We start from the raw sequence: 22,623 nt of genomic DNA on the forward strand, positions 1-22,623 counted from the left end.
CGGGGCGGGTTTTCCTTTACCTGCCGACGCGGGGATGGAACCATGCGTTCTTCCGCGCGTTTTTGGATATTCCGTTTTGATCAAGACTCTCGTCTGGCGCCCCCTGCAGCGCCTTATCGACTTCATGTCCGGCTCCGCCACGGGCGGGCTTGTGCTCATGGGCACGGCGGCCCTCGCCATGGTGGTCGCGAACTCCCCGCTCGGGCCTGCCTATTTCGATGCGTTGCACGTCGAACTGGGGCCGCTCAGCGTGCTGCACTGGATCAACGATGGCCTCATGGCCATTTTCTTCCTGCTCGTCGGGCTCGAAATCAAGCGCGAATTCATCGATGGCGAGCTGGCGTCCAACCGTTTGCGCATCCTGCCTGGGCTCGCCGCCTTCGGTGGCATGGCAGCACCGGCGCTGATCTATCTCGCGATCAACTGGAACAGCGGCGACGCCGCCAAGGGCTGGGCCATCCCATCGGCGACCGACATCGCCTTTGCGCTTGGGGTCGCGGCACTGCTGGGAAGCCGCGTGCCGGCGTCGCTCAAGGCCTTCCTTGCCGCGTTGGCGATCATCGACGACCTTGGTGCCGTCATCATCATCGCGGTGTTCTACACGCCTGGGCTCGATCTTCTATATCTCGGTCTCTCTGCAGCCGTCGTCGCTGCGATGGCCGTCGCGAACCGTCTCGGCGTTCGCAGCCTTTGGCCGTATCTGACGTTGGGCGTGGTGCTCTGGATATGCGTCCACGCGTCGGGGGTGCATGCCACGCTGGCGGGCGTCGCCACCGCTCTGTGCATTCCGCTTCGCGATGGCGAGGGTCGCCTTCCGTCCGACGGCGACTGCACGCATTCGCCCTTGCTCCGGTTGGAGCATGCTCTCCATCGTCTGGTGCCGATCACGGTGCTGCCGCTTTTCGGCTTCGCCAATGCGGGCATTTCCTTTGCCGGTCTCGGCGTGGATGCATGGCTCGCGAACACGACCTTGGGTGTCGGTCTCGGTCTGGCCGTGGGCAAACTGGTCGGCGTGTTCGGTACCTCGTGGCTCGCCATCCGCCTGGGCTGGGCAGAAATGCCCCGAGAGGCCTCCACCGTGCAATTGCTGGGTACCGCCTTGCTGTGCGGTATCGGTTTCACGATGAGCCTGTTCATCGGCATGCTCGCGTTTCCCACGCACCCGGAACTCCAGGACGAGGCGAAACTCGGCATCCTGGCCGGCTCCGTGCTGGCCGGGCTGGCAGGGTGGCTGGTGCTGCGTAGCGCTTCGAGACGGGCGGGGTGAGCGCTTACGGGAACACCATCACCGGCGTGTCGCCTTCGAGGATCACGTCCCGGGCCACGTTGCGCAAGGAACGGGCCTCGCCCGCGTGACCGTGCATCACGATCAGATGACAGCCGAGGCGGCGCGCTTCTTCCACGATCGCGATCGCGGAACGCGCGTCGACGACGTGGTGGGTACTGACGCGTATGCCGTGCCCGGCAGCGATCCGAGCGGCGCTGTCGAGGCACTCCGCCGCTCGCTCGCTCGCCCGTCGTTCAACCTCGCCACCTTCGATCAGGTCGGCAGCGAGCTGCACCGCGGGTAGAGGGGCGGTGACGTGGAGTATCTGCAGGTGGCAACGCAGCGTCGCCGCCAACTGCGCGCACTGCTCCGCGCAGCGCGCGGCGCCGGGCGAGCCATCGGTGACCAGCAATACGTTCTCGAACATGGTGGCTCCTGACGAAGTACGGGCCGGCCGTCCGGCATGGCGATAGCGTGCCCGCAGTCGTTCGGGTGGCAGTTGACGTGCATCAAGAACCCCGTGGGATCTCCGCGTTAGAACGCAGTGGCACCTCGCGTTCACCCGATGGAGTTCGCCATGTCCAGCCTCGCCACCGCGCCTTCCCATACCTCTCCGGCCGGGAGCCACCAGGCTCTCCGCGATATCGCCGTTGTCGTCAGCCGGTTGCCGGCCGATCTGACCTCGTTGACGGTGGCCGCATCGCTTGCGCGCCGATACGGTGCGGAGCTCGATGTGGTCCAGGTACTGCCATTGCCCCTGCCCGTGGCCGACGCTTGGTCGTTCGTGCCCGACCCGGCCTGCATGGAATGGTATGTGGAGCTACGCGAGCAGGCGGCGCGACAGAGCGTCGAACTCCAGCGACGCCTGGACTCCCTGGGCGTGGCGGGACACGTGCGCGTGGTGGAATCCTTCTACGATGCGCCGACGGGCGTTGCGGCGGCGGCAGCGCGCCATGCCGATCTGAGCGTCATCGCGCGGCCAGCCGATGCGCCCGCGGATGCGTCGCGCGCGCACGGCTATTTCAGTTCGCTTCTCCTGGAATCGGGGCGACCGGTACTGATGGTGCCGAGCACGACCGAGGCATCGACCCTGCCGCCGCGACACGTGGTGATCGCATGGGCGGACACGAGCGAAGCCGCACGCGCCGTGCACGACGCCATGCCGCTGCTGCAGACGGCGGAAACCGTGGACATCGTCATGGTCGATCCCGTGGAGAATGCCATCGAGAACGCGGCCACGTTCGGCGCAGCGCTATCCGCGCATCTGGGGCGGCACGGCGTGACACCGCGCGTGATCGTCGATAAGTCCCGCGGACGTCCGATCAGTCGGGTCATCCTCGATCGCGCGAGTAGGGCTCGCGCCCAGCTCATCGTGGCGGGTGGTTACGGTCACAGCCGCATGCGCGAATGGGTCATCGGAGGAACCACGCGCGGGCTGTTCCTCGACTCGCCGATTCCCGTCCTTTTCTCGCACTGACGGCGCATCCGTTGACCCAGGTCAAACGATGCCCTGCGAAACGACATCACCATGTTCACGTCATCCCTATTGGAGAACGCCATGTCGAGCCATGCCGCCAGCCCTTCGCCGGACACCGCCGCCTTTCCCGCCGTGACCGGTGAGCATTGGATCGAGACCCTGGCCGACGGCAGGCGCGTACTGATTCGGCCCTTGAAGGCCGAGGACCGGCTTCGCGAACAGGCATTCATTCGCCGCCTGTCGGCCGAATCGCGGCGCTGCCGCTTTCTGGGTGAGATACGCGAGGCGTCCGAAAGCGTGATCGACGACCTGATGGACGTCGATGGTGTCCATTCGCTGGCCTTCATCGCACTAGCCCACGACGACGGTGAATTGCGCGAAGTGGGCGTCAGCCGTTATAGCGCGACGAATGAACCCTGGCGCTGCGAGTGCGCCGTCACCGTCGCCGACGACTGGCGCCATCAAGGCCTCGCCGCCACGTTGATGCGCCACCTGATCGTCGTCGCCCGTCGCAACGGCTTCAAGCACATGTTCTCGATCGATCTCGCGGAGGATCGCGGCATGGAGGAACTGGCGCGCGAACTGGGTTTTACGCGGGCACTCGACCCCGACGACCCGACACTCGTCATCCATACGCTATCCCTTTGACGGGACGCGACCATGGATGGGACGAAAGGCGAAGTCGCGGGCCCCTTGCAGCGTGAAGGTATCGACAGTGGCGACGAGTTCATCGTCTTCTTGCCCGATGGCGACGGATCGCCGGGCTTGCCCGCTAGAACGCGCGTGCGTATCTGCGTGGGGCAGGGCACCGCGTGCCCTCGAGAGGCGTATGCCACGGTATACGTCGGGCGTTGCGGCGGTGCCGCCGGCATCGGTGTGTCGGAGTCGCTATGGCATGCACTGGCGCCGCGGGCAGGTGAGTGGGCGATGGTGAAGCGTACGCCGCCTCCGGCATCGATGGCATGGGTAAGGGCCACGATGCTCGGCCACGCACTGCCGGCAGAGGCCATGCGGGAAGTGGTGGGCGACATCGCCGCGCGGCGTTACTCGCCGATCGAGACGGCCGCCTTCGTCGCTGCTTCCGCGCACGGCAATCTTGCCTCCCGCGAAGTCGCTGCGTTGACACATGCGCTAATCGAAAGTGGTTTTCGACTGGCGTGGCCGGGACGTCACGCAATCGACAAGCACTGCATCGGCGGTCTGCCGGGCAATCGGACCACGCCGATCGTCGTAGCCATCGCCGCGTCGCTTGGCGTCACGATGCCAAAGGCCTCGTCGCGCGCGATCACGTCCGCGGCGGGGACCGCGGACGTGATGGAGACCATGGCGCCCGTGGTCATGGACGCGGCGCGCATGCGTCGCGTGGTGGAGCAGGAGAACGGTTGCGTGGTGTGGAGCGGCGGCCTAGGGTTCGCCCCTGCCGACGATCGCCTGGTTCGCGCACAGCGAGAGCTGGACGTCAATGCGCCTGCGCACATCGTGGCTTCGGTGCTGGCGAAGAAAGTGGCGTGCGGCGCATCGAGCGTCCTCATCGATATTCCCGTCGGTCCGACGGCAAAAGTGCGAACGCGCGAAGAAGCCGAGGTGCTGGTGGACCTGTTCGCCCAGGTCGCGGATGACGTGGGGCTCGCGGTGCGCACGCTAGTCACCGACGGTACGCATCCGGTCGGCTGTGGCATTGGCCCGGCGCTCGAGGCGCGCGACGTGCTCGCCGTGCTGCATGGCGACGCCGAGGCACCGGCCGATCTGCGCGAACGTTCGGTACAGGTCGCTGCTGCGGTGCTGATGCTGTCGGGCCGATACACCAGTGAAATTGCCGCGCGTGAAGCGGCGGATCATGCCCTGACCAGCGGCATGGCGAGGGCTCGCTTCGAGGGGATATGTCTCGCGCAGGGCGGTATGCGGGAGCCACCGCGCGCACGCTGCGTGCAGGTGGTGCACGCGACCTCGAATGCACTGGTACGCGGTTTCGATTGCCGCATGCTCGCGCGCCTGGCAAGGCTGGCCGGCGCGCCGGAATTTCCTGAAGCGGGCGTCCGGCTTCGCGTCCGCCCGGGCGATCGCGTCGAGCCGGGGCAGCCCCTGCTCGAACTGCACGGTCCGTCCATGGGATCGATCGAAAGCGCCGCGGGATATGCCGCCGTACAGTCGGATCTCGTCCGGCTCGATCACAAAGAAGGAGCGGTCGCATGATCGTCTACACGTGTCACGGTGCAGCGCGGGGCGTCACGGGTTCCTGCCACCTCATCGAATGTGGTGAAAGCCGCATCCTCGTGGACTGCGGCCTGTTCCAGGGCGGCCGCGACGCCGCAGACGCCAATGCGCACGATTTCGCCTTCGATCCACGGACCATCGACGCCGTGCTGCTGACGCACGCGCACCTGGATCATTGCGGACGCCTGCCCAAGCTTGTGCGCGACGGCTTTGCCGGGCCGATCCTCGCCACCGCGGCGACGCGCGATCTCGCGCGCATCGTGTTGCTCGACGCGGCCTCGCTACAGGAAGAGGAAGCGAAGCGGGCTCGCGAGCACGGCCGTCCCGTCGTGGTCGTTTCCGATCTCGACGATGCCTTCCATGCGTTGGAAGCCTTGGACCGGCGTGTGGTGGATTACGACGTCACGGTGGACGTGGCGCCAGGCATCCAGGCGACATTTCTCGATGCCGGCCATATTCTCGGTTCGGCCTCCATCCTGCTGACCTTGAACGATGGCGTTTCGCAACGGCGCATGGTCTTTTCCGGCGATCTCGGACACCATGGCTCCGGTGTGCTGCGCCCGCCGCGTCCAGCGCCGCCGGCGGATTTCGTGGTCATGGAAACGACCTACGGCGATCGGCCGCACCGATCGTTCGATGCGACGCGGGAGGAATTCCTCTCGGCCGTGGGGCAGACACTGGCCGGGCATGGGAACGTCGTGATTCCGACTTTCGCGCTCGAACGTGCGCAGGAAATCCTGTACTGCCTGCACCAGGGCATTCGCCAGGGCGCGATACCGGCGAGCGTCTCGGTGTTTCTCGATTCACCCATGGCGATCTCCGCGACCGCGGTGTTCCGTCGCCACCCCGAATGTTTCGGCGACGACTTCCTCGAGGCGCTGCGAAAGGACGATCCCTTTGGCATGCCACGCTTGCACTACACGCGGAGCGTCGAAGAATCGATGGCCATCAACGCCATCGAAGGCGGCGCGATCATCCTTGCCGGCTCAGGCATGTGCACGGGCGGACGCGTACGCCATCACCTCCGGCACAATCTCGGTCGCGCGCGGTCGTCCGTGATCTTCGTGGGGTACGCCGCAGAAGGCACGCCTGCCCGCGAGATCATCGACGGTCGCAAGGTCATCCGCATCGGCCGCCAGGACATCTCCGTGCGCGCGCGCATCTGGACGATCAACGGCTTCTCGGCGCACGCCGATGCTCCCGAACTCATTCAGTGGCTGGGCGATGAGCCGCGGCAACGGGTCTTCCTCGTCCACGGTGAGCCGGACAGAGGTATGGCCGCGATACGCGACACGCTGCGGACGCGAGGCATGGCCGTCGTCTGTCCCGAGTTCGATGTGCCTTGCCGCCTCGCGTGAGCGGAGCAGCAGGGCTTCTGCATCAATGGTGAAGGAAGGCGGCGATGTCGCCGTGGCCGAAGACGTGGCGTGTGGCGCCACCGAAAATGCGTTCGCGCAGAGGCGCATGCCCATAGGCGCCCATCACCAGCAGGTCGGCTTCGAAACGCCGGCTTCGTTCCAGCAAGGCCGGGCCAGCCGCCGACGGGGCGACGTCGAGCCGCGTGCGTGTCGCTTCCACGCCATGTCTCGCCAGAAAAGCCATGGGATCGAACTGCGGTACGTTGCTGGATGGCGGCTCCGTAGCGCCGTCGAGCAGCAACACGTCCTTTGCGGCCATGAGCAGTGGCAGCGCGGCGCGAAGAGCCTTGGTGGCGGCGCGGCTGCCGTCCCACGCCAGTACGACGCGATCGAACACGCTGCTGGGCGTGCAGACGACCGGCAGGACCAGGCATGGCAGGCCTGTGCGCAACAGCAACTGGTTGAGGCCGTCGATCGGATCGGCGCCGGTATCGCCCGGACGCTGGACCACGATCAGGTCATGCCACGATGCCAATGCGGACAGACGCGCAGCGACATCCGTCTCGATGACGGCCCACGACGCCGAGTGCACACCCGCATGGCGGGCGAGATGCACGAACGCGTCGCCGTTGCCGCCGGGTTCCATGTCGTGCGCGTGCACGGTCGACGGTGGGGCATCCAATAGCGACAGCACGGTGGCTTCGTGGCTGAAGGCATGACCGCCGAGGAAAGCGGTCGACATCGCACAGCCGGTGACCGAACCATGGGCACGTGCCGCAAGACGGCAGGCGACGTACGAGGCGACATCGTGCGGTGAGGCCACGATGGCAAGCACATCGCCAGCCGTCGGCAGGCATGTCTGCATGGCGCCGGTGTCGCCGCTCGTCGAGGTAAAGGGGGGCTTGGGCATGACGGACTCCGGGATCAGGACGTGCCGTGTGGCGCGCGGCAGACGAGTACGGGCAACGTCGCCGTCAGAAGCAGCTTCTGCGCCACGCTGCCCAGCAACAGCCGTTGCAGCCCGCGGCGGCCGTGCGAGCCCACGACGATCAGGTCACAGTGGCGCTCTTGTGCCGCCTCCTCGATCACCTGGTGAACCGGGGCGCCGGCTTCATACGAGGTCGTGCAGGTCACACCCGCCACAGTGGCGGCTTCTTCGACATCGCCAAGGTAACGGACAGCCTCCAGGCGGGCGTGATGGAGGTAGACCGCTTCGCTCGACGGCAGCATGAACTTACCGTAGGCCGTGGCGTGGAACGGTTCGATGACGTGTAAGGCGGTCAGCGCCGCGCCACACGCCTTCGCCAGTTCGACGGCGGTGCGGGTGGCGACGGCGGCGACGGGCGAACCGTCCGTCGCCACGAGAATGTGCTTGAACATGGGTGACCTCCCTTGACGGTGGCCATCGTCGCAGTTGACGGTCCGGGCGCATTGACCTGGGTCAAGCGCAGCTCAGCGCACGACGACCACCGGCACCTTCGAGCGCGACAGCACCTTCAGCACCACCGAGCCGAGAAACATGCTGCCGACCGCGCCGCGACCGTGCGAACCCATGGCAATCAGCTCATGGCGTCCCTTGGTGGCGACACGCACGATCTCCTCCGCCGGGTCGCCGACGCACATCACCTCTTCGTGGATATGCCCGGCCTTGGCGAGCAGCCGCCGGACCGGCCGCAGGGCCAGCTCGCTGTTGCGTGCATGGAACTGGGCCACCGATTCCGCACCGAGGTAACCGCCGATGTGTGCGCTCAAGGGGAGGTCCACGTGCACGACGGTCAGGTCCGGCAAGTCGCCGCGCTGTAGCCACTGCCGGATCACGAAGCGAGCGGCCCGGTTGCTTTGCGCACTGCCATCGACGGGTATCAGGATCTTCATGGGGGTATCTCCCTGGTGGGTGCGTGATGAGGTGACGCGCGCGAGGCGTCAAGGGAAGCTGGCCGGCGCGCGACGAGGAGTCGGCGTTCCAGCAGAGCGACAACAACGAGCCATACCCGCAGCGCCACGAGCGAACCTGCGAGCGTCGCCAAAGTCATCGCAGTGGGCGGGGCGAAATGCAGGAGGCCGCGCAACCAGGGCAGATAGCTCGTCGACAGGCCGACAGCCAGAACCAGCGCACCCAGCCCCATGAGCCAGGGCGTGGCTTGCACCCGCGGAGAGCCGCGTCCCGCGAATGCGAGCATCAGCGCTGCACCGAGCAGACCCAGGAAGGTCGCGAGGGACGCCGCTTCGTAGCTCGCGCCCAGGTGCAAGGAGATCATGTGCGCGAGCGTCAGGATCGCGCCGGCGCCCAAACCCTGCGCGATGCCGATGCCGATATTTCGGCCCGCGAACGGGGATTCGTTCGGGCGCCTGGGTGCGTGACGCATCACGTCGGGTCGCTCAGGCATGGCTTCGAACACGATCGAACAGGCCGGGTCGATGATCATTTCCAGCAACGCGATCTGAACAGGCAGCAACACGGGCGGCCAGCGCAGGACGACCGGTACGATCGCAAGGCAGACGATCGGCACGTGGACGGCCGACACGAAGCGCATGGAGCGCTTGACGTTGTCGTAGACACGCCTGCCCAGGCGGATGCCTGTCACCAGCGAGGAAAAGCGGTCGTCGAGGAGAACGAGGTCCGCCGAGTCCCGGGCGACCTCGCTTCCGCGGGCGCCCATCGCCACCCCGACGTCCGCAGAGCGCAGGGCAGGGGCGTCGTTGACACCGTCGCCGGTCATGCCCACCACGTAGCCGGCCCGGCGGAACGCCTTCACCAGACGGAGTTTCTGGGTGGGCTGCACTCGCGCGTAGACGTCCACGTCGACCAGGCGGCGAGCGAGTTCCGGCTCGCTCACGCCATCGAGCTCCGCGCCTGTCAGAACGTTTTCGACGCGCAGGCCGGCCTGCGCGCCAATCGAGGAAGCGGTGGCGGGATGGTCGCCGGTCAACATCACCACACGAATGCCCGCTTCACGGCATACGCCGATGGCCGCCGGAACCTCTTCCCTGAGCGGGTCGGCGAGCGCCATCAGACCTAGGAACCGCTGACGCACGCCCGGGCCGTCACGTGTCGGCGGCACGCCGGTTCCGTGAGCGACCGCTACCGCCAGCACGCGCATGCCTCGTTGCGCGAACGCTGCGGCACAGGCGCGAAGCCGCGATCGGGTGTCGTCATCCACGTCGCATAGCGCGAGGATCGCCTCCGGCGCGCCCTTGGTGGCCAGCACCCAGCCAGCGCTGCCTTTCGTCAGCAGTCGCGACACGAATGGCCGCCCCTCGCTCACCGGCGTTTCCCACACACATGCACCGGGCGGCCCGGCCGGCACGATATCGTCGAGACGATGCGTCGCGTAAGCGACGATGGCGCGGTCGGTGGGGTCCATAGAATGCGCCTGGCAGGCGTCCGATGCGGCGCCGAGCAAAACGACGTCAGCATCGTCGAGCGGACCCGCCAGATCGCGCAGCACACCGGTGGCATCGGTGACCGAAGCCACTTCCATCTGGTTCTGGGTCAGCGTGCCGGTCTTGTCGACGGCAAGCAGCGAAATCGTGCCCATGGCCTCGACGGCCGCCAGACGGCGCGTAAGCACGCCGTGGTGGGCGATACGCCTTGCACCGAGCGCGTAGAACACGGCCAGTATCACCGGCACCTCTTCCGGCAATACGGCCATGGCAAGCGCAATGCCGGCGAGCGCGGCATTCAATGGCGGCGATCCGGCCCACCACCAACTGCCCCACGCCACCGCCAGCGCGAGGGCAAGCGCAAACACAGCGAAGAGCCGCACGATCCGCGCCGCAGCCTTCTGCAAGGCGGAAGGCGCGGCCAGCGCACCCGCCAGGGCGCCGCCGATCTGTCCGACGGCGGTACGGGCTCCGATGGCGGTGACGTGCATGCGCCCGTTCCCGCCGACGACCAGCGTCGCCGCGTGAACCGCGTGGTCCTGTGCATCGCCTGCCGAGCGTTGCACCGCCACGGACTCGCCGGTCAGCAGCGATTCGTCCAGGAGAATCGTACCGGCGACAAGCATGCCATCGGCGGGCACCTTGTCTCCCTCGCGAAGAAGTACGACGTCGCCGAGCACGACCGCACTGGCGGGAATCTCCCGTTCCCCAGCTTCACGGATGACATGAGCGGTCGGGGCCGCAAGTTCGCGAAGCGCGGCGAGCGCGCCCTCGGCACGAAATTCCTGGGCGAAGGTGATGCCGACCACGATGAGTACGGACGCGGCGAGAAAGAGGGCCTCGGCGGCACTGCCGATCGCTCCGTAGATGGCCGCCGCCGCGATAAGCATCAGCAGCATCGGTTCGCGGAGCAGCTCGCGAAGTACGCGCAGGCTTCGGAAGCCCTCGCTTGCGATCAGGACATTGGGGCCATCGCGCTGCAACCGCTCGCAAGCCTCCGCCTCGCTGAGACCCATGGTGTCGTCGGGGTGGGGCGATGTTGCGTGGATCCCCATCATGTCGTCATACCCATGGCGACCGCGCCGCGTCGTTGGTTCCATGCTGCCGCCGTGGTGGGGCGTCGTCTTGATCCAGGTCAAAAGTCGGGGGTGATGCGCCTCGTATAACGAAGTCCCCAGAGAGGAGGCATCGCTATGTCCGCGACCCACATCGACGCGCCCGCCGGCTCTGCGACGTATCAGGGCACCTATCGAGAGATCACCGTGGCTTTGACGGGTGCCGCCGGCGATGTCTGTGCCGTGGACGCCGCCCTCGATCTGGCACGCGCCAGCGGTGGTCATGTCCGTCTCCTGCAACTGCTGATGATGCCGACACCGTTCGTCGATGCGTGGTCGCTGGTGCCTGACGCGGGCTTCTCCCAGGCCTATGACGAGATCCGCGAGGCGGGACGTCGGGCTGCCGAACGCTGGCGCGAGTATCTGGCGGCACAGCAGGTTCCGGGCGAGGTGCAGTCCCTGGAGACGCAATACGTCGAGCCGGCCCACCTGGCGACTTTGGCCGCACGTTGCTCCGACCTTATCGTGCTGGCGATGCCGTATCGCGAGCCGATCGACACTGCCACGGTGCATACCTACTTTGCCAGCCTGCTGTTCGACGCCGGTGTGCCTGTGCTGGTCGTTCCGTCGAACGCGCCGGCATCGCTGCCACCTCATCGCGCCGTGGTGGCGTGGGCGGATACACCCGAGGCAACGCGTGCCGCGCACGATGCCCTGGGGTTGCTGCGGGGATGCACCTCGGTCGACGTGCTCGCCATTCGTACCGATAGCGCCGCACCGGCGGACGACGCGGGTGTCGAGGCATTCACGCGTCACCTCGCCCGGCACGGCGTCGCAGCCCACGCGGTGTCCCGGCAGGCGGACGACGCGGCCGTTGCCGATCTCATCATGCAGCGTGCGTGCGACTCCGACGCCCAGTTGATCGTCGCTGGCGGCTATGGTCACGGGCGGATGCGCGAATGGGCCTTCGGCGGCGTCACACGGGAACTGTTCCTCTCCTCGCCTGTGCCGGTGTTTTTCTCGCACTGATACGGGTAGCAGCCACCCTAGTGGCGGAAAGCCAACGAAGCGGTGTCGCGGTGTGGCAGGCTGCCATCGCCATCAGGATGGCTCCCACCAACAGATTCCGATGGTGGAGACAGGTGGGAGCCACCCTGGTGGCGAAAAGCCAACGAAGCGGTGTGGCAGTGTGGCTGGTTCCTATCGCCATGCCGCCTTCGTGCGTACCGGTCGGAGCCCGTCCGTCGAGACGATCACCAGATCGCAGGCATTGCGCTCGATGACCTCGGCCGTGGTGGCGTCGAGGTCCCTGCCGAATGCGAACCGACAGGTGCACGTGACGCCGAGCGCGGACGCCACCCGCCTGACCCGTTCGAAGACGGCCCGGCCGCGCGTCACCGTGTCGCGTGAGGAGCCGCCCCTGGCTTCGCGCGCACCGGGCAGCGCAGGCACGACGAAGACGACCGTGACGCAAGCCGCAAGGCAGCGGGCCAGGCGCAGCCCCACCAGCACGGCGCGGAACGCCTTGGCGCGGTCGTCGATGACGATGAGCAAGTGATGGAACAAGGCGCTTCCGTGGAGTTTGAAACGCCCTCATACAGCCCTGTTCGCGGCGGTGCCGGCTTGACGAGGATCAAGCGGAGGCCCGCCCTGTTACACACCGTTACAAAGCGTCACCGTCGTGTTGCCGTCCCGGGCCGCTCGCTGCGTAAGCTCTCCCCATCGCGTTCGATCTGATCGGAGAGGGGAATATGTTCACCAACGCTTGCTCGCACCCGGCCATGACGCCGCCTACCGTTGCACTGCCGAAGGTGGACATCGAAGCCTTGAAGGACATCCTGCCGATCGTCCGACACAAGCATGCTGCCGGTCAGCACCTCTACCGTGCCGGCCAGGCCTTCCGGGCGATCCACCTGGTCCATGTCGGTTCGTACAAGATCTGCGACCTGGCGGACGACGGACGGGAAAAGGTCACCGCGTTCAAGATGAAGGGCGAACTGCTTGGCGTCGAGTCGATCGGTCTCGGCACCTATGCCTGCGACGCGGTGGCACTGGAAGACAGCGAAACCTGGGAGATGCCGTATCCGGCGGTGATGAAGGCCGCCGCGACCATGCCTGGCCTGCAGGAACAGATCCACGCCGCGCTGGCTGCCGAAATCCGCTGCGACCGCTCGTGGATGCTGCTGCTGGGCACACTTGCCGCAGAACCGCGGGTTGCCGCACTGCTCATCGACCTCGCGGCACGTCATGCGCGGCTGGGTTACAGCGCCAAGCATTTCATCCTGCGCATGAGCCGACTGGACATGGCGAGCTTCCTCGCGCTGAAGCATGAAACGGTTAGCCGCGTGCTGAGCCGCCTCGTCGACATGCACTACATCGAAGTGAAGCGCCGCGAAGTGCATCTGCTCGATGTGGAAGGGCTGCGCGCCATGGCCTGCGCGCAGGCGGCCTGAGGTAAACAGGCCCTAAGCCGCACCATCCAGCATGCGACGCATCGCGTCGCCCAGTTGTTCGCGTCGGTAGGGCTTGCGCAGCAGTTCCTGCGCGCCGACCCGGCGAAGGTCGTCCTCGTGGGCACCGTATTCGTAGCCGGACGTGAGCAGCACCTTCAGCGAAGGTCGCAGCGTAAGCAGCTCTTCCGCCAGATCGAAGCCTGTTTCGCCATCGCCCAGCGCGACGTCGCTGAAAACCGCGTCGATCTCGGGATGGCGCGCGAAAACGACCCTGGCGGTCGCCACGTCTTCCGCCTCGACGACCTGATAGCCGAGTCCTTTCAGGAAGGCCACCGCAATACGCCGGACTTCCGTTTCGTCCTCGACCACCAGTACGGTCTCGCGCCCTCGCAATGCCTCCGGATAGGGCAAGGATTGCGCGTCGTTGTGTTGCGCGGCCGGAAGATACAGCTCTGCACGTGTCCCCACGCCCGGTGTGCTCTGGATGGCGAGGCGACCGTTGGACTGCTTGACGAAACCGTAGACCATGCTGAGGCCGAGGCCGCTTCCCTTGCCGGAACCCTTGGTCGTGAAGAAGGGTTCGAGCGCGCGTGCCAAGACGTCCGGATGCATGCCTTCTCCGGTATCCACCACGGAAAAGACCACGTAGATTCCTCGCGACAGATCGTCGGTGCCGGTGGTTTCCTCGTGTATTCGCGCAGCGATGGTCAGCCTGCCGCCGCGTGGCATCGCGTCGCGCGCGTTCAACGCGAGATTGACGATGGCGGCCTCCAACTCGCCCGGGTCGGCGAAGACCGGTGGCAGGCCGTCCGCACACTCGGCGGCGACAGTGATGCGTTCACCCAGCGTCCGGCCAAGCATGTCGTTGAGGTCGGCCAGCAGCACCTCGCAGCGCATGGCCTGGGGATGCAGGCGCTGGCGGCGCGAGAACGCCAGCAGCTTGCGGGTGAGCGCCGAGCCGCGGTCCACCGCGCGCGACGCACTGGTGATCGTCTCCCGCACCGACGGATCTTCGGGCAGTTCCAGTTCCAGCAACTGGAGGTTGCCCGAGACGATGGTCAGCAGGTTGTTGAAGTCGTGGGCGATGCCGCCGGTGAGCTGGCCCAGCGCATCGAGCCGTTGCGAGTGCGCGAGCTGTTCCTCGCTGCGTCCGCGCTGGATCGCCGCCGCCAGCATGTTCGCCACCGAGCGCAGGAAGTGCTGGCGGTCCCGGTCGAAACCGTCGTTCCGTTTCAGCAAGACCACGATGTATCCCGCCGCGGCGTCACGATCCGGCAGCGCAGCGACCACCGCATCGGCGGGGTAGGTCATGCCGTCGGCGTCCGCAAGCAACATCGGGAACGTTCCCCGCGTAGTCGCCTCCTCGTCCGCCAGCGCCTGCGGCGACGGCAACAGATCCGGCAACCAGTCGCCGGACGCCAGGGCGAGACGCAGCGATTCGTCCACGCCGATGGCGGCAGGAATGTGGAAACCCCGTCCATACGCGTCGGGCAGAAGCACGGCCGTTACCGGAACGCGCAAGGTTTCGGCGACCAGCGCGGGAATGTCGCGCATGGCCGCTTCGTGACTCGCGGCGAGCAGAATGCGCCGGCTGATGTCGGCAAGGCTGGCGTCGTAATGAGCGCGCGCAAGCGCCTGACGTGCACGCTGCGTCTCGGAAATATCGCGGATCGACGCGGCGAACAACGGTACCTCGCCGGTCGACACCGGGCTCAGGCCGATCTCCACCGGGAACACCGTACCGTCCGCACGTACGCCGGTGAGTTCGTAGCCGGCCCCCATCGGCCGGACACGCGGATGGTCCATGTACGAGGTGCGATGCGCGACATGGACCTCGCGCACGGCCTGCGGCAGCAACTCCTCGATGAGGCGGCCGTGCAAGGCACCTTCCGGATAGCCGAAGAGTCGGTCCGCCTGGGGGTTCGCCAGCACGATCGCGCCGCCGCGATCCACCACGATCATCGCGTCGGGTGCCGTACGGAACAGCGCGTGGAACAGCCCGGCGTGCAGCGAGGTCTCGTGGTCGTTCATGGCGCGACTACCTTCGGGGTGAAGATGTAGCCGGCGCCGCGCACCGACTTGATGACGCGCGGGTGCAGCGCGTCGGGCTCTATCTTGCGTCGCAGCCGGCCGATCTGGACATCGATCGCCCGGTCGAACGGACCGGCCTCGCGACCGTACAGATGCGACATGAGCTGGTCCCGCGACAGGACCTCGTTGGCGTGATCGACCAGCACCCGGAGCAGGGCGTACTCGCCCGAGGTGAGGTCGACCGGTTGCCCGTGGGGGTCGTTGAGCACCCGTGCTCGCGTATCCAGCGCAAAGCCCTCGAAGCTCAGGATGTGGTTCTCCGGTTTCATCGGCGTCGGTGCCGGGGGCGCGGTCGTGCCTCGCGCCCGGCGAAGCACGCTGCGCACGCGTGCAAGCAGTTCACGGAGGTCGAACGGCTTGGTGACGTAGTCGTCGGCGCCGAGTTCCAGGCCCACCACGCGGTCGCCCGCGTCCCCGCGTCCGGTGACGATCACGACCGGACCACGCCAGGTCTCACGCAGGTAATGGGTGATCGCCAGGCCGTCCTCGCCGGGCAGGCCGAGGTCCAGCAGGACGAGATCGATGTGCCCTTCGGCCAGCCGCTGGCGCATTTCCTCGCCATCGGAAGCGAGCACGGTGTCGAAACCTTGCGCAGTGAAGTAGCGCGAGAGCAAGCTCCGGACGTCGGCTTCGTCGTCGACGATCAACAGCCGATCGCCTTGGCGCTGGGTCGAAAGCATTCCATCACCCTTGGAATATCTGTGTCAGTGGCGGAGGGGCCGCCGTGCAATGCCGCTGGGGCACGCGCATCGCTGTCACCATAGCAAAATGTAGACGGGCGGAGCGGCTTCGGGTCCGAACGAAACGATGTGATGCGCGTAAACGCCGCACGTCCGGCGCCACCCATGAATCTGGACAACCTCATGACTACGCTATTGACTGACTCTGTTGCGCCCCATGCGATGGTCCTGCACGAGACAGGCGCCGATCTTCGTTCCGAGCCCCTGACGCTCGCACCGCCGGGAGCCGGCGAGGTTCGTATTCGCATCGAGGCATGCGGTGTCTGCCGTACCGACCTGCACGTGGTCGATGGCGAGCTTCCCCATGTGGAAACGCCCGTTGTCCCTGGGCACGAAATCGTGGGCCGCGTCGAGGCCGTGGGTGCCGGCGTGACCTGGCCCGTGTCGGGCGAGCGCGTTGGCGTGCCTTGGTTGGGGGGTACCTGCCAAGCCTGCGAGTTTTGTCTCGATGGACGGGAGAATCTCTGCGACACGCCCGAGTTCACCGGATACACCCGTGCGGGCGGGTTCGCCACCCACGTGACGGCCCGCGCTGCCTATTGCGTGCCGCTGCCGAACGAGGCCGATGCGGTAGCACTCGCACCGTTGCTCTGCGCGGGGTTGATCGGCTGGCGCTCATTGCGTCACGCAGGCAACGGCCGTCATGTTGGCCTATACGGATTCGGCGCATCGGCACACATCGTGGCGCAGATCGCGATCGCCCAGGGCAGGGAGGTATCGGCGTTTACGCGGCCCGGCGACGTGGCAGCGCAGGCCTTCGCCCGATCGCTTGGTGCGCGTTGGGCCGGCTCCTCGCTCGACGATGCACCGGCGCCGCTGGATGCCGCCATTCTCTTCGCCCCGGACGGGGCGCTGGTTCCGCAGGCGTTGCGCCAGGTGAAGAAAGGCGGACGCGTGGTGTGCGCTGGCATCCATATGTCCGACATACCCGGCTTTCCCTACGCATGGCTTTGGGAGGAGCGGGAGATCGTCTCCATCGCCAACCTGACGCGCGACGACGCACGCAGTTTCTTTGCCGACCCCGCCTGCGCACGAGTCACCACGACCACGCATCGCTATCCACTGGATGCCGCCAACCAGGCGCTGGACGACCTCCGCGCCGGGCGACTCACCGGGGCGGCGGTACTGGTGCCTTGACGGGCGTGGGCGCGGATCATGCCCAGGTAAGTGCCAGGCCAAATGCGATCGCGATGGCCGCAATGCCCGGGATCACGCGCAGCGCGTAGCTGCGACCGCCCTTGACGAGGGCGGCGGCACATTTCAGGCACGAGTTGGTGACCAGCGCGGCGAAGACGCCGATCGCAGCCGTCGCCATGTCGACGCCGCCCGTCGTCACGGCCTGCGCGACGGAGGCCGCCGCGGCGTGGACGTCGGCAACGCCGGAAATCGCCATCACCCACGGAAGGCTCTCCGGCCCCCAGCGTGCCCGAAGCATGGCCGCCAGCAGCATGATGCCCGCCAGTAGCGCGCCGAAACGCAGGGCCGTCATCACCTCGAACGGTCGACCCGTACCGATCGTCACCCGATCGTTTGACGCGGAAAACGCGCGCCAGCCCATGCCGATCGCCACCACGACGGCGACACTGCCGCTCGCGACCAGCGGTATCGCCAGATACGAGAGCAAGGCAGGCGACAGCGCGCCCATCACCACGGCCAACTGGACGACCGTGCCGACGTTGGAAAGCAGCGCCGCACTGGCCGACGCGCCGACCAGTGCGGGTGCGCTTCTCGCGCGCTCTCCCATCGCTGCCACGGTAGCGGTGCTGGACGCGAAGCCGCCTGCGAGCCCGGCGATGGGCAAGCCGAAGCGCAGACCGAAGGCCCTGAGCGAGAGATAGCCCAGGGAGCCTATAGCCATGACGGCCACGACCAGCATCCACACGCGACGCGGGTTGAGCGCGCCCCACGGATCGATCGCGTGATCGGGAAGCAGGGGCATGACCACGAACGCCGCGGCAGCCAGGGTCAAAAGATCGTGTAGTTCCCGTTCGGACAACCACTGCCGCGAAAGCCGATGCAGGCGCCGCCGGTTGGCGAGCACCGTTGCCACGACCACACCTGCGCCGCCCGCGACGGCGGGCGACGACAAGGCCAACATGCCCAGCAGCAGCGTGACCAGCATCGCGACCTCGGTCGTGAGGCTGGGGTCGCTGCGTGCCGTGGCGCGATAGCTCGCCACACCAAGGCAGGCCACGAAGAAACCGGCCACGTAGACGGCGGCGCTTCCAAGCAGCGCAGCGAGCGCACCACCCAGTGCAAGCAAGGCGAAGGTCCGCACGCCCGCTTGACCCGTTGCGCCGCCGGGATGCTTCGCGCGCTTTGAACGCTCGCGCTCCAGGCCGATGAGCAAGCCGATGCCCAACGCGACGCCGAGCCCCGTGGCCAGTGCAACGACGTCGGTCGGCGTGCCCATCACGCGCCCGGCATCGCGGACGGCGAGTTGCGATACGGGCGGAGGCTTGGCGTGTCAGGCGTCATCGGCGTGCTCGTGGCGAGGCCTTCATGGTCGGTGTCCTATCACACATCGCGTTGATCAGGATCAACCCGGCGGCGCAGATGCATCTCTGGCGATAAACATCGGCCGCCAGCGGCACGCCATACGCGAAATGGACGGCGCGGTCGAAGTGATTGCGCCCACCACGCGCCATCTCACCGAGCGAGGTCACCCCGCATGCATCGAGCCAACGTGCGTAGCGCACCTCCGAATCAGGTGTACTAAGGGCCGATTATGGTCGATCCGACGCCGAAGATACCTACCAGTTGGATGTTTCAAGGCTCGACATACGCGGCGAAAGCGAGCCAGGCGAGGTCATCAGGAAGCGGGCTTGGCACGACCCCGTTTGAACGTCAGCCAGAGCGCGGAGAGCAGAAAATAGAAGGCGCCAAAGGCCGCATACGGGGCCAACTGGGCGATACCCGGCACCGCCTTGAAGGCCTGCACACAGAACACGATGCCGGCCAGCGCCGACTGCGCGCCGCTGATCATCATGAACACCTGGCCGCCGAGTTTGCGGCGGCGGATGCCGACCGCGAGCTGGAACAGACCGGCCAACAGGGCCCAGACGCCAAAGACGAGCACGCCTCCCTTGGCGGCGTAAAGGCTGTACGCCACGGCCATGACGATCGCCGTCATGCCGCTGGTGATCGCGTTGAAGCGCTGCCCCGGATTCGCGGCCAAGCCCCCGCTGCGGCGCGCGTCGAGCACATTTGCGAAGGCGTCCCATGCTGGGTAAAGCACCAACAAAAGGCCCACGACGGGGCTCGGCGCGGCGGCCGATAGCAGCGCCAGCACCACCCAGACCAGGGCGACCCCGGCACGAAGAAAATAGAAGTTCCGAAGCGTGTTCATGGCGGTCCAGGAAAAGGAAGTGCGTGCAAACCTACTAGAAGGTAGGTCGCGCGTCAAACTCGTGGGCGCACTACCTACCCGGTGATAGGATGGCGCCATGACCAGCACGCGACAAAAGCTCATCGATTCGGCCCGGCATTTCATCCAGACCCGGGGCTACAACGGCTTCAGCTACGCCGATGTGGCCGAGCAGGTGCAGGTGCGCAAGGCCAGCATCCATCACCACTTCCCGGCCAAATCGGACCTCGCCCGAGCCGTGGTCGAAGAATCGCGTGGGCACATCGTGGCGCAGACGGCGACGCTTGCCGGCGGTGCGTTCGACCCCGACGAACAACTGCGCATGTACACGGCGTATTGGGAACGTTGCATCGCCGACGCATCGGCTCCTTTCTGTGTGGCCGGCATGCTTGCGGCCGAACTCACCACGCTGCCTGACGACCTCGCCACCGATGTCCGCGCGCACTTCCGCGACCTCTCGCACTGGCTGGAGATCGTGCTGACCAAGGGAGCGCATATGGGACGCTTCGCGTTCGAGGGTTCCGCGCGCCAGGAGGCGGAAGCCTTCATGGCCCTCGTCTACGGCGCCATGCTGGCGGCGCGTGCACATGGCGATCCTTCCGTGTTTGCCGGCATCGTCAACGTGGGGATGCGCAAGCTAGCGCCTGTCGCGGCCTGACGGGCGGGCTCGTACCGTCATCGTGTTCCTGACTTCCGCAGGTGTTCCTTCACCCGCAGCGTGGCCGCGCGCATGCGGTCGCTCTGCTTACGCAAGAACCTGCGCTGGTCGGCGCCTTGCGCCGCTCACCGTGCGACCTCACCATACGGCGTTTCAAACGATGGCAGCGCACTCATGACATCGAACGGAACACCCCGCATTCTTATCGTCGGTGCCTCGCGTGGGCTCGGTCTGGCCATGGTGGCCGAGTTTCTGTCGCACGGCTGGGCCGTGACCGCTACGGTGCGCGAAAGCAGCCCACGCGACGGCCTCGACGATCTTTCCCGCCGACACCCGGGCAAGGTGGCGATCGAACGGCTCGACATGAACGACACCGATCAGCTCGCTGCGCTGGACACGCGCCTGGACGGCGAAACGTTCGACATCCTGTTCGTGAATGCCGGGGTGAGCAACCGCGATCCCACGCAAACCATCGGCGAAATCAGCACCGAGGAATTCATCCACGTGATGGTGACCAATGCGCTGAGTCCGATGCGAGTGGTGGAGCGATTGGTGCGTCATGTCACGCGGGATGGCCTGATCGGCGTGATGTCGTCGGGACAGGGCAGCATCACCAACAACACCGCCGGACAGCGCGAGCTGTATCGCGGCACGAAAGCTGCGTTGAACATGTACATGCGCAGTTTCGCCGCACGTGAGGCAAACGCCCGTCATCCTATGGTCGTCATGGCGCCGGGCTGGGTGAGGACCGAGCTTGGCGGTGAAGCAGCACCACTCACCATCGAGGACAGCATCCCTCGTCTCGTCCAGGTGCTTCTCGCGAAACGCGATCGTCCGGGGCTCGAATACCTCGATTACCAGGGCCGCACCGTGCCCTGGTAGCGGTGCCTCGCCTAGCGCGTTCGCAAGGCCTTCTTTGCGGCTTCGCGCAAGGCGCGTCCGATGTGTTCCAGGGTTTCCGAACGTACCGCCGCGAACTGCCAGTACAGCGGCACATCGAGCCAATGCTTTTTGCCTAAGACCACGACGCGTCCTGCGTCCACGGCCGGAGCGATCAGCGTTTCGGGCGCCAGGCACCATCCAAGCCCCAGCCCTGCCGCGTCGACGAAACCCGTCGAGGTGGGTAGGTAATGCACGGGTGGGGTCAATCGCGCACGCGTGATGTCCCGAATGAAACGCCATTGCAGTTCGTCCTTGCGGTTGAACACGATCAGGGGCGCCTTGCCCAGAGCGTCTGCAGTCAAGCCGCGACGAAAGTGTGCGGCGGCGAACGCAGGTGACGCGATGGGGTAGTAACGCATCGCGCCTAGCGCATGTACGTTGCAGCCTTGCACCGGCTTGGCCTCAGCGGTGACCGCGCCCAGTACGGAGCCATCGCGCAGCATCTCCAGGGTGTGGTCCTGGTCATCGACGCGCACGTCGAACAGATAACCATGACGGTGATGCAACTCGGCCAGGCCGTCGAGGAACCAGGTCTGCAGCGAGTCGTCGTTGACAGCAATGGCGACCGAGCGTGGAACGTTCTCGTCGGCGGGCAGAAAATCCGCCAAGGCCTCCGCTTCGAGAGCTTGCATGGGACGCAGTCGCCGCAGCAGCCGTTCGCCCGCAGGCGTCGGCCAGCAGGGGGCCTGGCGCACGACCAGAACGTGTCCGAGCCGGTCTTCCAGAGCCTTGATGCGTTGCGAAACGGCGGATGGTGTGACGGACAGACGTCTTGCAGCGCCATCGAAGCTACCTTCTTCGATCACGGCGGCGAATGCGGCGAGTTGGGGGTGAAGAAGATCCATGGTCGGTGCGGCCTGGATTAGTTTTTCTAATGATGGCACAGAATGTTTAGATGGCCTTGAGTGCGTTCCCCCGGCATGCTGTTGCGCATTCGTTTCCGGAGTTCATCCCATGTATGTCGCTGCGGCGCTCGCCGGCTTCACCGCTGGCGCTGGCCTGATCGTTGCCATCGGTTCGCAGAATGCCTTCGTGCTCAGGCAGGGTCTGCTGCGGCAGCATGTGGGACTTGTCGTGGCGACCTGCGCGCTGGGTGACATCCTGTTGATCACCTGCGGTGTGGCCGGTGTGGGCGCGCTGGTCCGACAATGGCCGGTGCTTCTGGATGCCTTGCGCTATGGCGGCGCGGTCTTCCTCACGGCGTACGGTGCCATGGCGGCCCGGCGTGCATGGTGTGGTGTCGGTGGCCTGGACCCCGGCGACGAAGGCGGGCAGAGCGTATGGCTCGCGCTGCTGACCTGCCTGGCCTTTACCTTCCTCAATCCGCACGTTTACCTGGACACGATGATCCTGCTGGGTAGCCTGTCCACCCGTTATGTCGGCGGCGTGCAGTGGGCGTTTGCCGCGGGCGCATGCATGGCCAGCGTGATCTGGTTTTCCGTGCTTGGCTACGGATCGCGCCTCTTGCTGCCGATCTTCAAGATGCCTGCGGCCTGGCGCGCGCTCGATACGTTCGTCGCTGTGTTCATGCTCTCGCTTGCGGTGCTGCTGCTTCTGCATCCCATCCGCTAACCGTTCAAGTTTGTTCGCCTCGTGCCGCTAACTGCAAGACCAGGG

The 22,623-nt window shown here is 66.3% G+C and carries 22 protein-coding genes; 11 read left to right on the forward strand and 11 right to left on the reverse strand.

What is annotated here, in order from left to right; genetic code table 11:
• Positions 1–76: 76 nt before the first annotated feature.
• The gene (nhaA, locus tag BT115_RS01940) at positions 77–1,267 is read left to right on the forward strand and encodes a Na+/H+ antiporter NhaA (RefSeq protein WP_255369339.1); all 1,191 of its coding nucleotides are present in this window, start codon (positions 77–79) and stop codon (positions 1,265–1,267) included.
• Positions 1,268–1,271: 4 nt separating this feature from the next.
• Here the strand turns inward: nhaA and BT115_RS01945 are convergent, their stop codons facing one another.
• Positions 1,272–1,694, reverse strand: coding sequence for a universal stress protein (locus BT115_RS01945; RefSeq protein WP_072320863.1), 423 nt, complete (start codon positions 1,692–1,694; stop codon positions 1,272–1,274).
• A 150-nt stretch (positions 1,695–1,844) separates the two neighbouring features.
• On the opposite strand from BT115_RS01945, the gene BT115_RS01950 reads away from it, so the two are divergent.
• The 4 genes from BT115_RS01950 to BT115_RS01965 are packed head-to-tail and all read left to right on the forward strand — an operon-like array spanning position 1,845 to position 6,316.
• Positions 1,845–2,744 carry a universal stress protein gene (locus tag BT115_RS01950; RefSeq protein WP_072320864.1) on the forward strand — a complete coding sequence of 300 codons (900 nt, stop codon included), beginning with the start codon at positions 1,845–1,847 and terminating at the stop codon, positions 2,742–2,744.
• A gap of 51 nt (positions 2,745–2,795) precedes the next feature.
• A complete protein-coding gene (locus tag BT115_RS01955; RefSeq protein ID WP_343124036.1) occupies positions 2,796–3,392 on the forward strand; it encodes a GNAT family N-acetyltransferase in 597 nt (198 codons plus the stop codon).
• 12 nt (positions 3,393–3,404) lie between these two features.
• Positions 3,405–4,937: a thymidine phosphorylase gene (locus BT115_RS01960; protein WP_072320866.1), complete on the forward strand. Its 1,533-nt coding sequence runs from the start codon at positions 3,405–3,407 to the stop codon at positions 4,935–4,937.
• Positions 4,934–6,316 carry an MBL fold metallo-hydrolase gene (locus tag BT115_RS01965; protein ID WP_072320867.1) on the forward strand — a complete coding sequence of 461 codons (1,383 nt, stop codon included), beginning with the start codon at positions 4,934–4,936 and terminating at the stop codon, positions 6,314–6,316. Before BT115_RS01960 ends, BT115_RS01965 begins: the two co-directional genes overlap by 4 nt.
• Positions 6,317–6,338: 22 nt before the next feature.
• On the opposite strand, the gene BT115_RS01970 is transcribed toward BT115_RS01965, so the two are convergent.
• From BT115_RS01970 to BT115_RS01985, 4 genes are all read right to left on the reverse strand, one after another.
• A complete protein-coding gene (locus BT115_RS01970) occupies positions 6,339–7,226 on the reverse strand; it encodes a universal stress protein (protein ID WP_072320868.1) in 888 nt (295 codons plus the stop codon).
• 14 nt (positions 7,227–7,240) lie between these two features.
• Positions 7,241–7,696, reverse strand: a complete 456-nt coding sequence (locus BT115_RS01975; protein WP_072320869.1) for a universal stress protein — start codon at positions 7,694–7,696, stop codon at positions 7,241–7,243.
• Between the two features lie 72 nt (positions 7,697–7,768).
• Complete coding sequence (locus tag BT115_RS01980; RefSeq protein ID WP_072320870.1) at positions 7,769–8,191, reverse strand: universal stress protein; 423 nt, start codon at positions 8,189–8,191, stop codon at positions 7,769–7,771.
• Complete coding sequence (locus BT115_RS01985; RefSeq protein WP_072320871.1) at positions 8,188–10,758, reverse strand: cation-translocating P-type ATPase; 2,571 nt, start codon at positions 10,756–10,758, stop codon at positions 8,188–8,190. Before BT115_RS01985 ends, BT115_RS01980 begins: the two co-directional genes overlap by 4 nt.
• Positions 10,759–10,893: 135 nt before the next feature.
• Between BT115_RS01985 and BT115_RS01990 the strand changes: the two genes are divergently transcribed.
• Positions 10,894–11,784 (forward strand): universal stress protein, encoded by an 891-nt coding sequence (locus tag BT115_RS01990; protein ID WP_072320872.1) that lies wholly within the window; start codon positions 10,894–10,896, stop codon positions 11,782–11,784.
• A gap of 171 nt (positions 11,785–11,955) precedes the next feature.
• On the opposite strand, the gene BT115_RS01995 is transcribed toward BT115_RS01990, so the two are convergent.
• The gene (locus BT115_RS01995; RefSeq protein WP_072320873.1) at positions 11,956–12,321 is read right to left on the reverse strand and encodes a universal stress protein; all 366 of its coding nucleotides are present in this window, start codon (positions 12,319–12,321) and stop codon (positions 11,956–11,958) included.
• A 185-nt stretch (positions 12,322–12,506) separates the two neighbouring features.
• Between BT115_RS01995 and BT115_RS02000 the strand changes: the two genes are divergently transcribed.
• On the forward strand, positions 12,507–13,208 hold the full coding sequence (locus BT115_RS02000; protein ID WP_083527249.1) for a Crp/Fnr family transcriptional regulator: 702 nt from the start codon (positions 12,507–12,509) through the stop codon (positions 13,206–13,208).
• Positions 13,209–13,220: 12 nt separating this feature from the next.
• On the opposite strand, the gene BT115_RS02005 is transcribed toward BT115_RS02000, so the two are convergent.
• Positions 13,221–15,239: a PAS domain S-box protein gene (locus BT115_RS02005; RefSeq protein ID WP_072320874.1), complete on the reverse strand. Its 2,019-nt coding sequence runs from the start codon at positions 15,237–15,239 to the stop codon at positions 13,221–13,223.
• Complete coding sequence (locus BT115_RS02010) at positions 15,236–15,979, reverse strand: response regulator (RefSeq protein ID WP_072320875.1); 744 nt, start codon at positions 15,977–15,979, stop codon at positions 15,236–15,238. Before BT115_RS02010 ends, BT115_RS02005 begins: the two co-directional genes overlap by 4 nt.
• 165 nt (positions 15,980–16,144) lie before the next feature.
• Between BT115_RS02010 and BT115_RS02015 the strand changes: the two genes are divergently transcribed.
• Positions 16,145–17,176 (forward strand): zinc-dependent alcohol dehydrogenase family protein, encoded by a 1,032-nt coding sequence (locus BT115_RS02015; protein WP_255369340.1) that lies wholly within the window; start codon positions 16,145–16,147, stop codon positions 17,174–17,176.
• A 16-nt stretch (positions 17,177–17,192) separates the two neighbouring features.
• Here the strand turns inward: BT115_RS02015 and BT115_RS02020 are convergent, their stop codons facing one another.
• Both BT115_RS02020 and BT115_RS02025 read right to left on the reverse strand, forming a co-directional pair.
• Positions 17,193–18,452, reverse strand: coding sequence for an MgtC/SapB family protein (locus tag BT115_RS02020; protein ID WP_072320876.1), 1,260 nt, complete (start codon positions 18,450–18,452; stop codon positions 17,193–17,195).
• Between the two features lie 399 nt (positions 18,453–18,851).
• On the reverse strand, positions 18,852–19,388 hold the full coding sequence (locus BT115_RS02025) for a DUF308 domain-containing protein (RefSeq protein WP_072320877.1): 537 nt from the start codon (positions 19,386–19,388) through the stop codon (positions 18,852–18,854).
• Between the two features lie 97 nt (positions 19,389–19,485).
• Here BT115_RS02025 and BT115_RS02030 point away from each other — a divergent pair, with 97 nt between their 5' ends.
• Together BT115_RS02030 and BT115_RS02035 are read left to right on the forward strand one after the other, a co-directional pair.
• Positions 19,486–20,064, forward strand: coding sequence for a TetR/AcrR family transcriptional regulator (locus tag BT115_RS02030; protein WP_072320878.1), 579 nt, complete (start codon positions 19,486–19,488; stop codon positions 20,062–20,064).
• 174 nt (positions 20,065–20,238) lie between these two features.
• Positions 20,239–20,946, forward strand: coding sequence for an SDR family NAD(P)-dependent oxidoreductase (locus tag BT115_RS02035; protein ID WP_072320879.1), 708 nt, complete (start codon positions 20,239–20,241; stop codon positions 20,944–20,946).
• Positions 20,947–20,957: 11 nt separating this feature from the next.
• Here the strand turns inward: BT115_RS02035 and BT115_RS02040 are convergent, their stop codons facing one another.
• A complete protein-coding gene (locus tag BT115_RS02040) occupies positions 20,958–21,851 on the reverse strand; it encodes a LysR family transcriptional regulator ArgP (RefSeq protein ID WP_072320880.1) in 894 nt (297 codons plus the stop codon).
• 109 nt (positions 21,852–21,960) lie between these two features.
• Here BT115_RS02040 and BT115_RS02045 point away from each other — a divergent pair, with 109 nt between their 5' ends.
• Positions 21,961–22,578, forward strand: a complete 618-nt coding sequence (locus BT115_RS02045) for a LysE/ArgO family amino acid transporter (protein WP_072320881.1) — start codon at positions 21,961–21,963, stop codon at positions 22,576–22,578.
• The last annotated feature ends 45 nt before the right edge of the window (positions 22,579–22,623 follow it).

Origin of the sequence: Luteibacter sp. UNCMF366Tsu5.1 (genome assembly GCF_900119235.1) — a bacterium.
Lineage (GTDB): Bacteria > Pseudomonadota > Gammaproteobacteria > Xanthomonadales > Rhodanobacteraceae > Luteibacter > Luteibacter flocculans.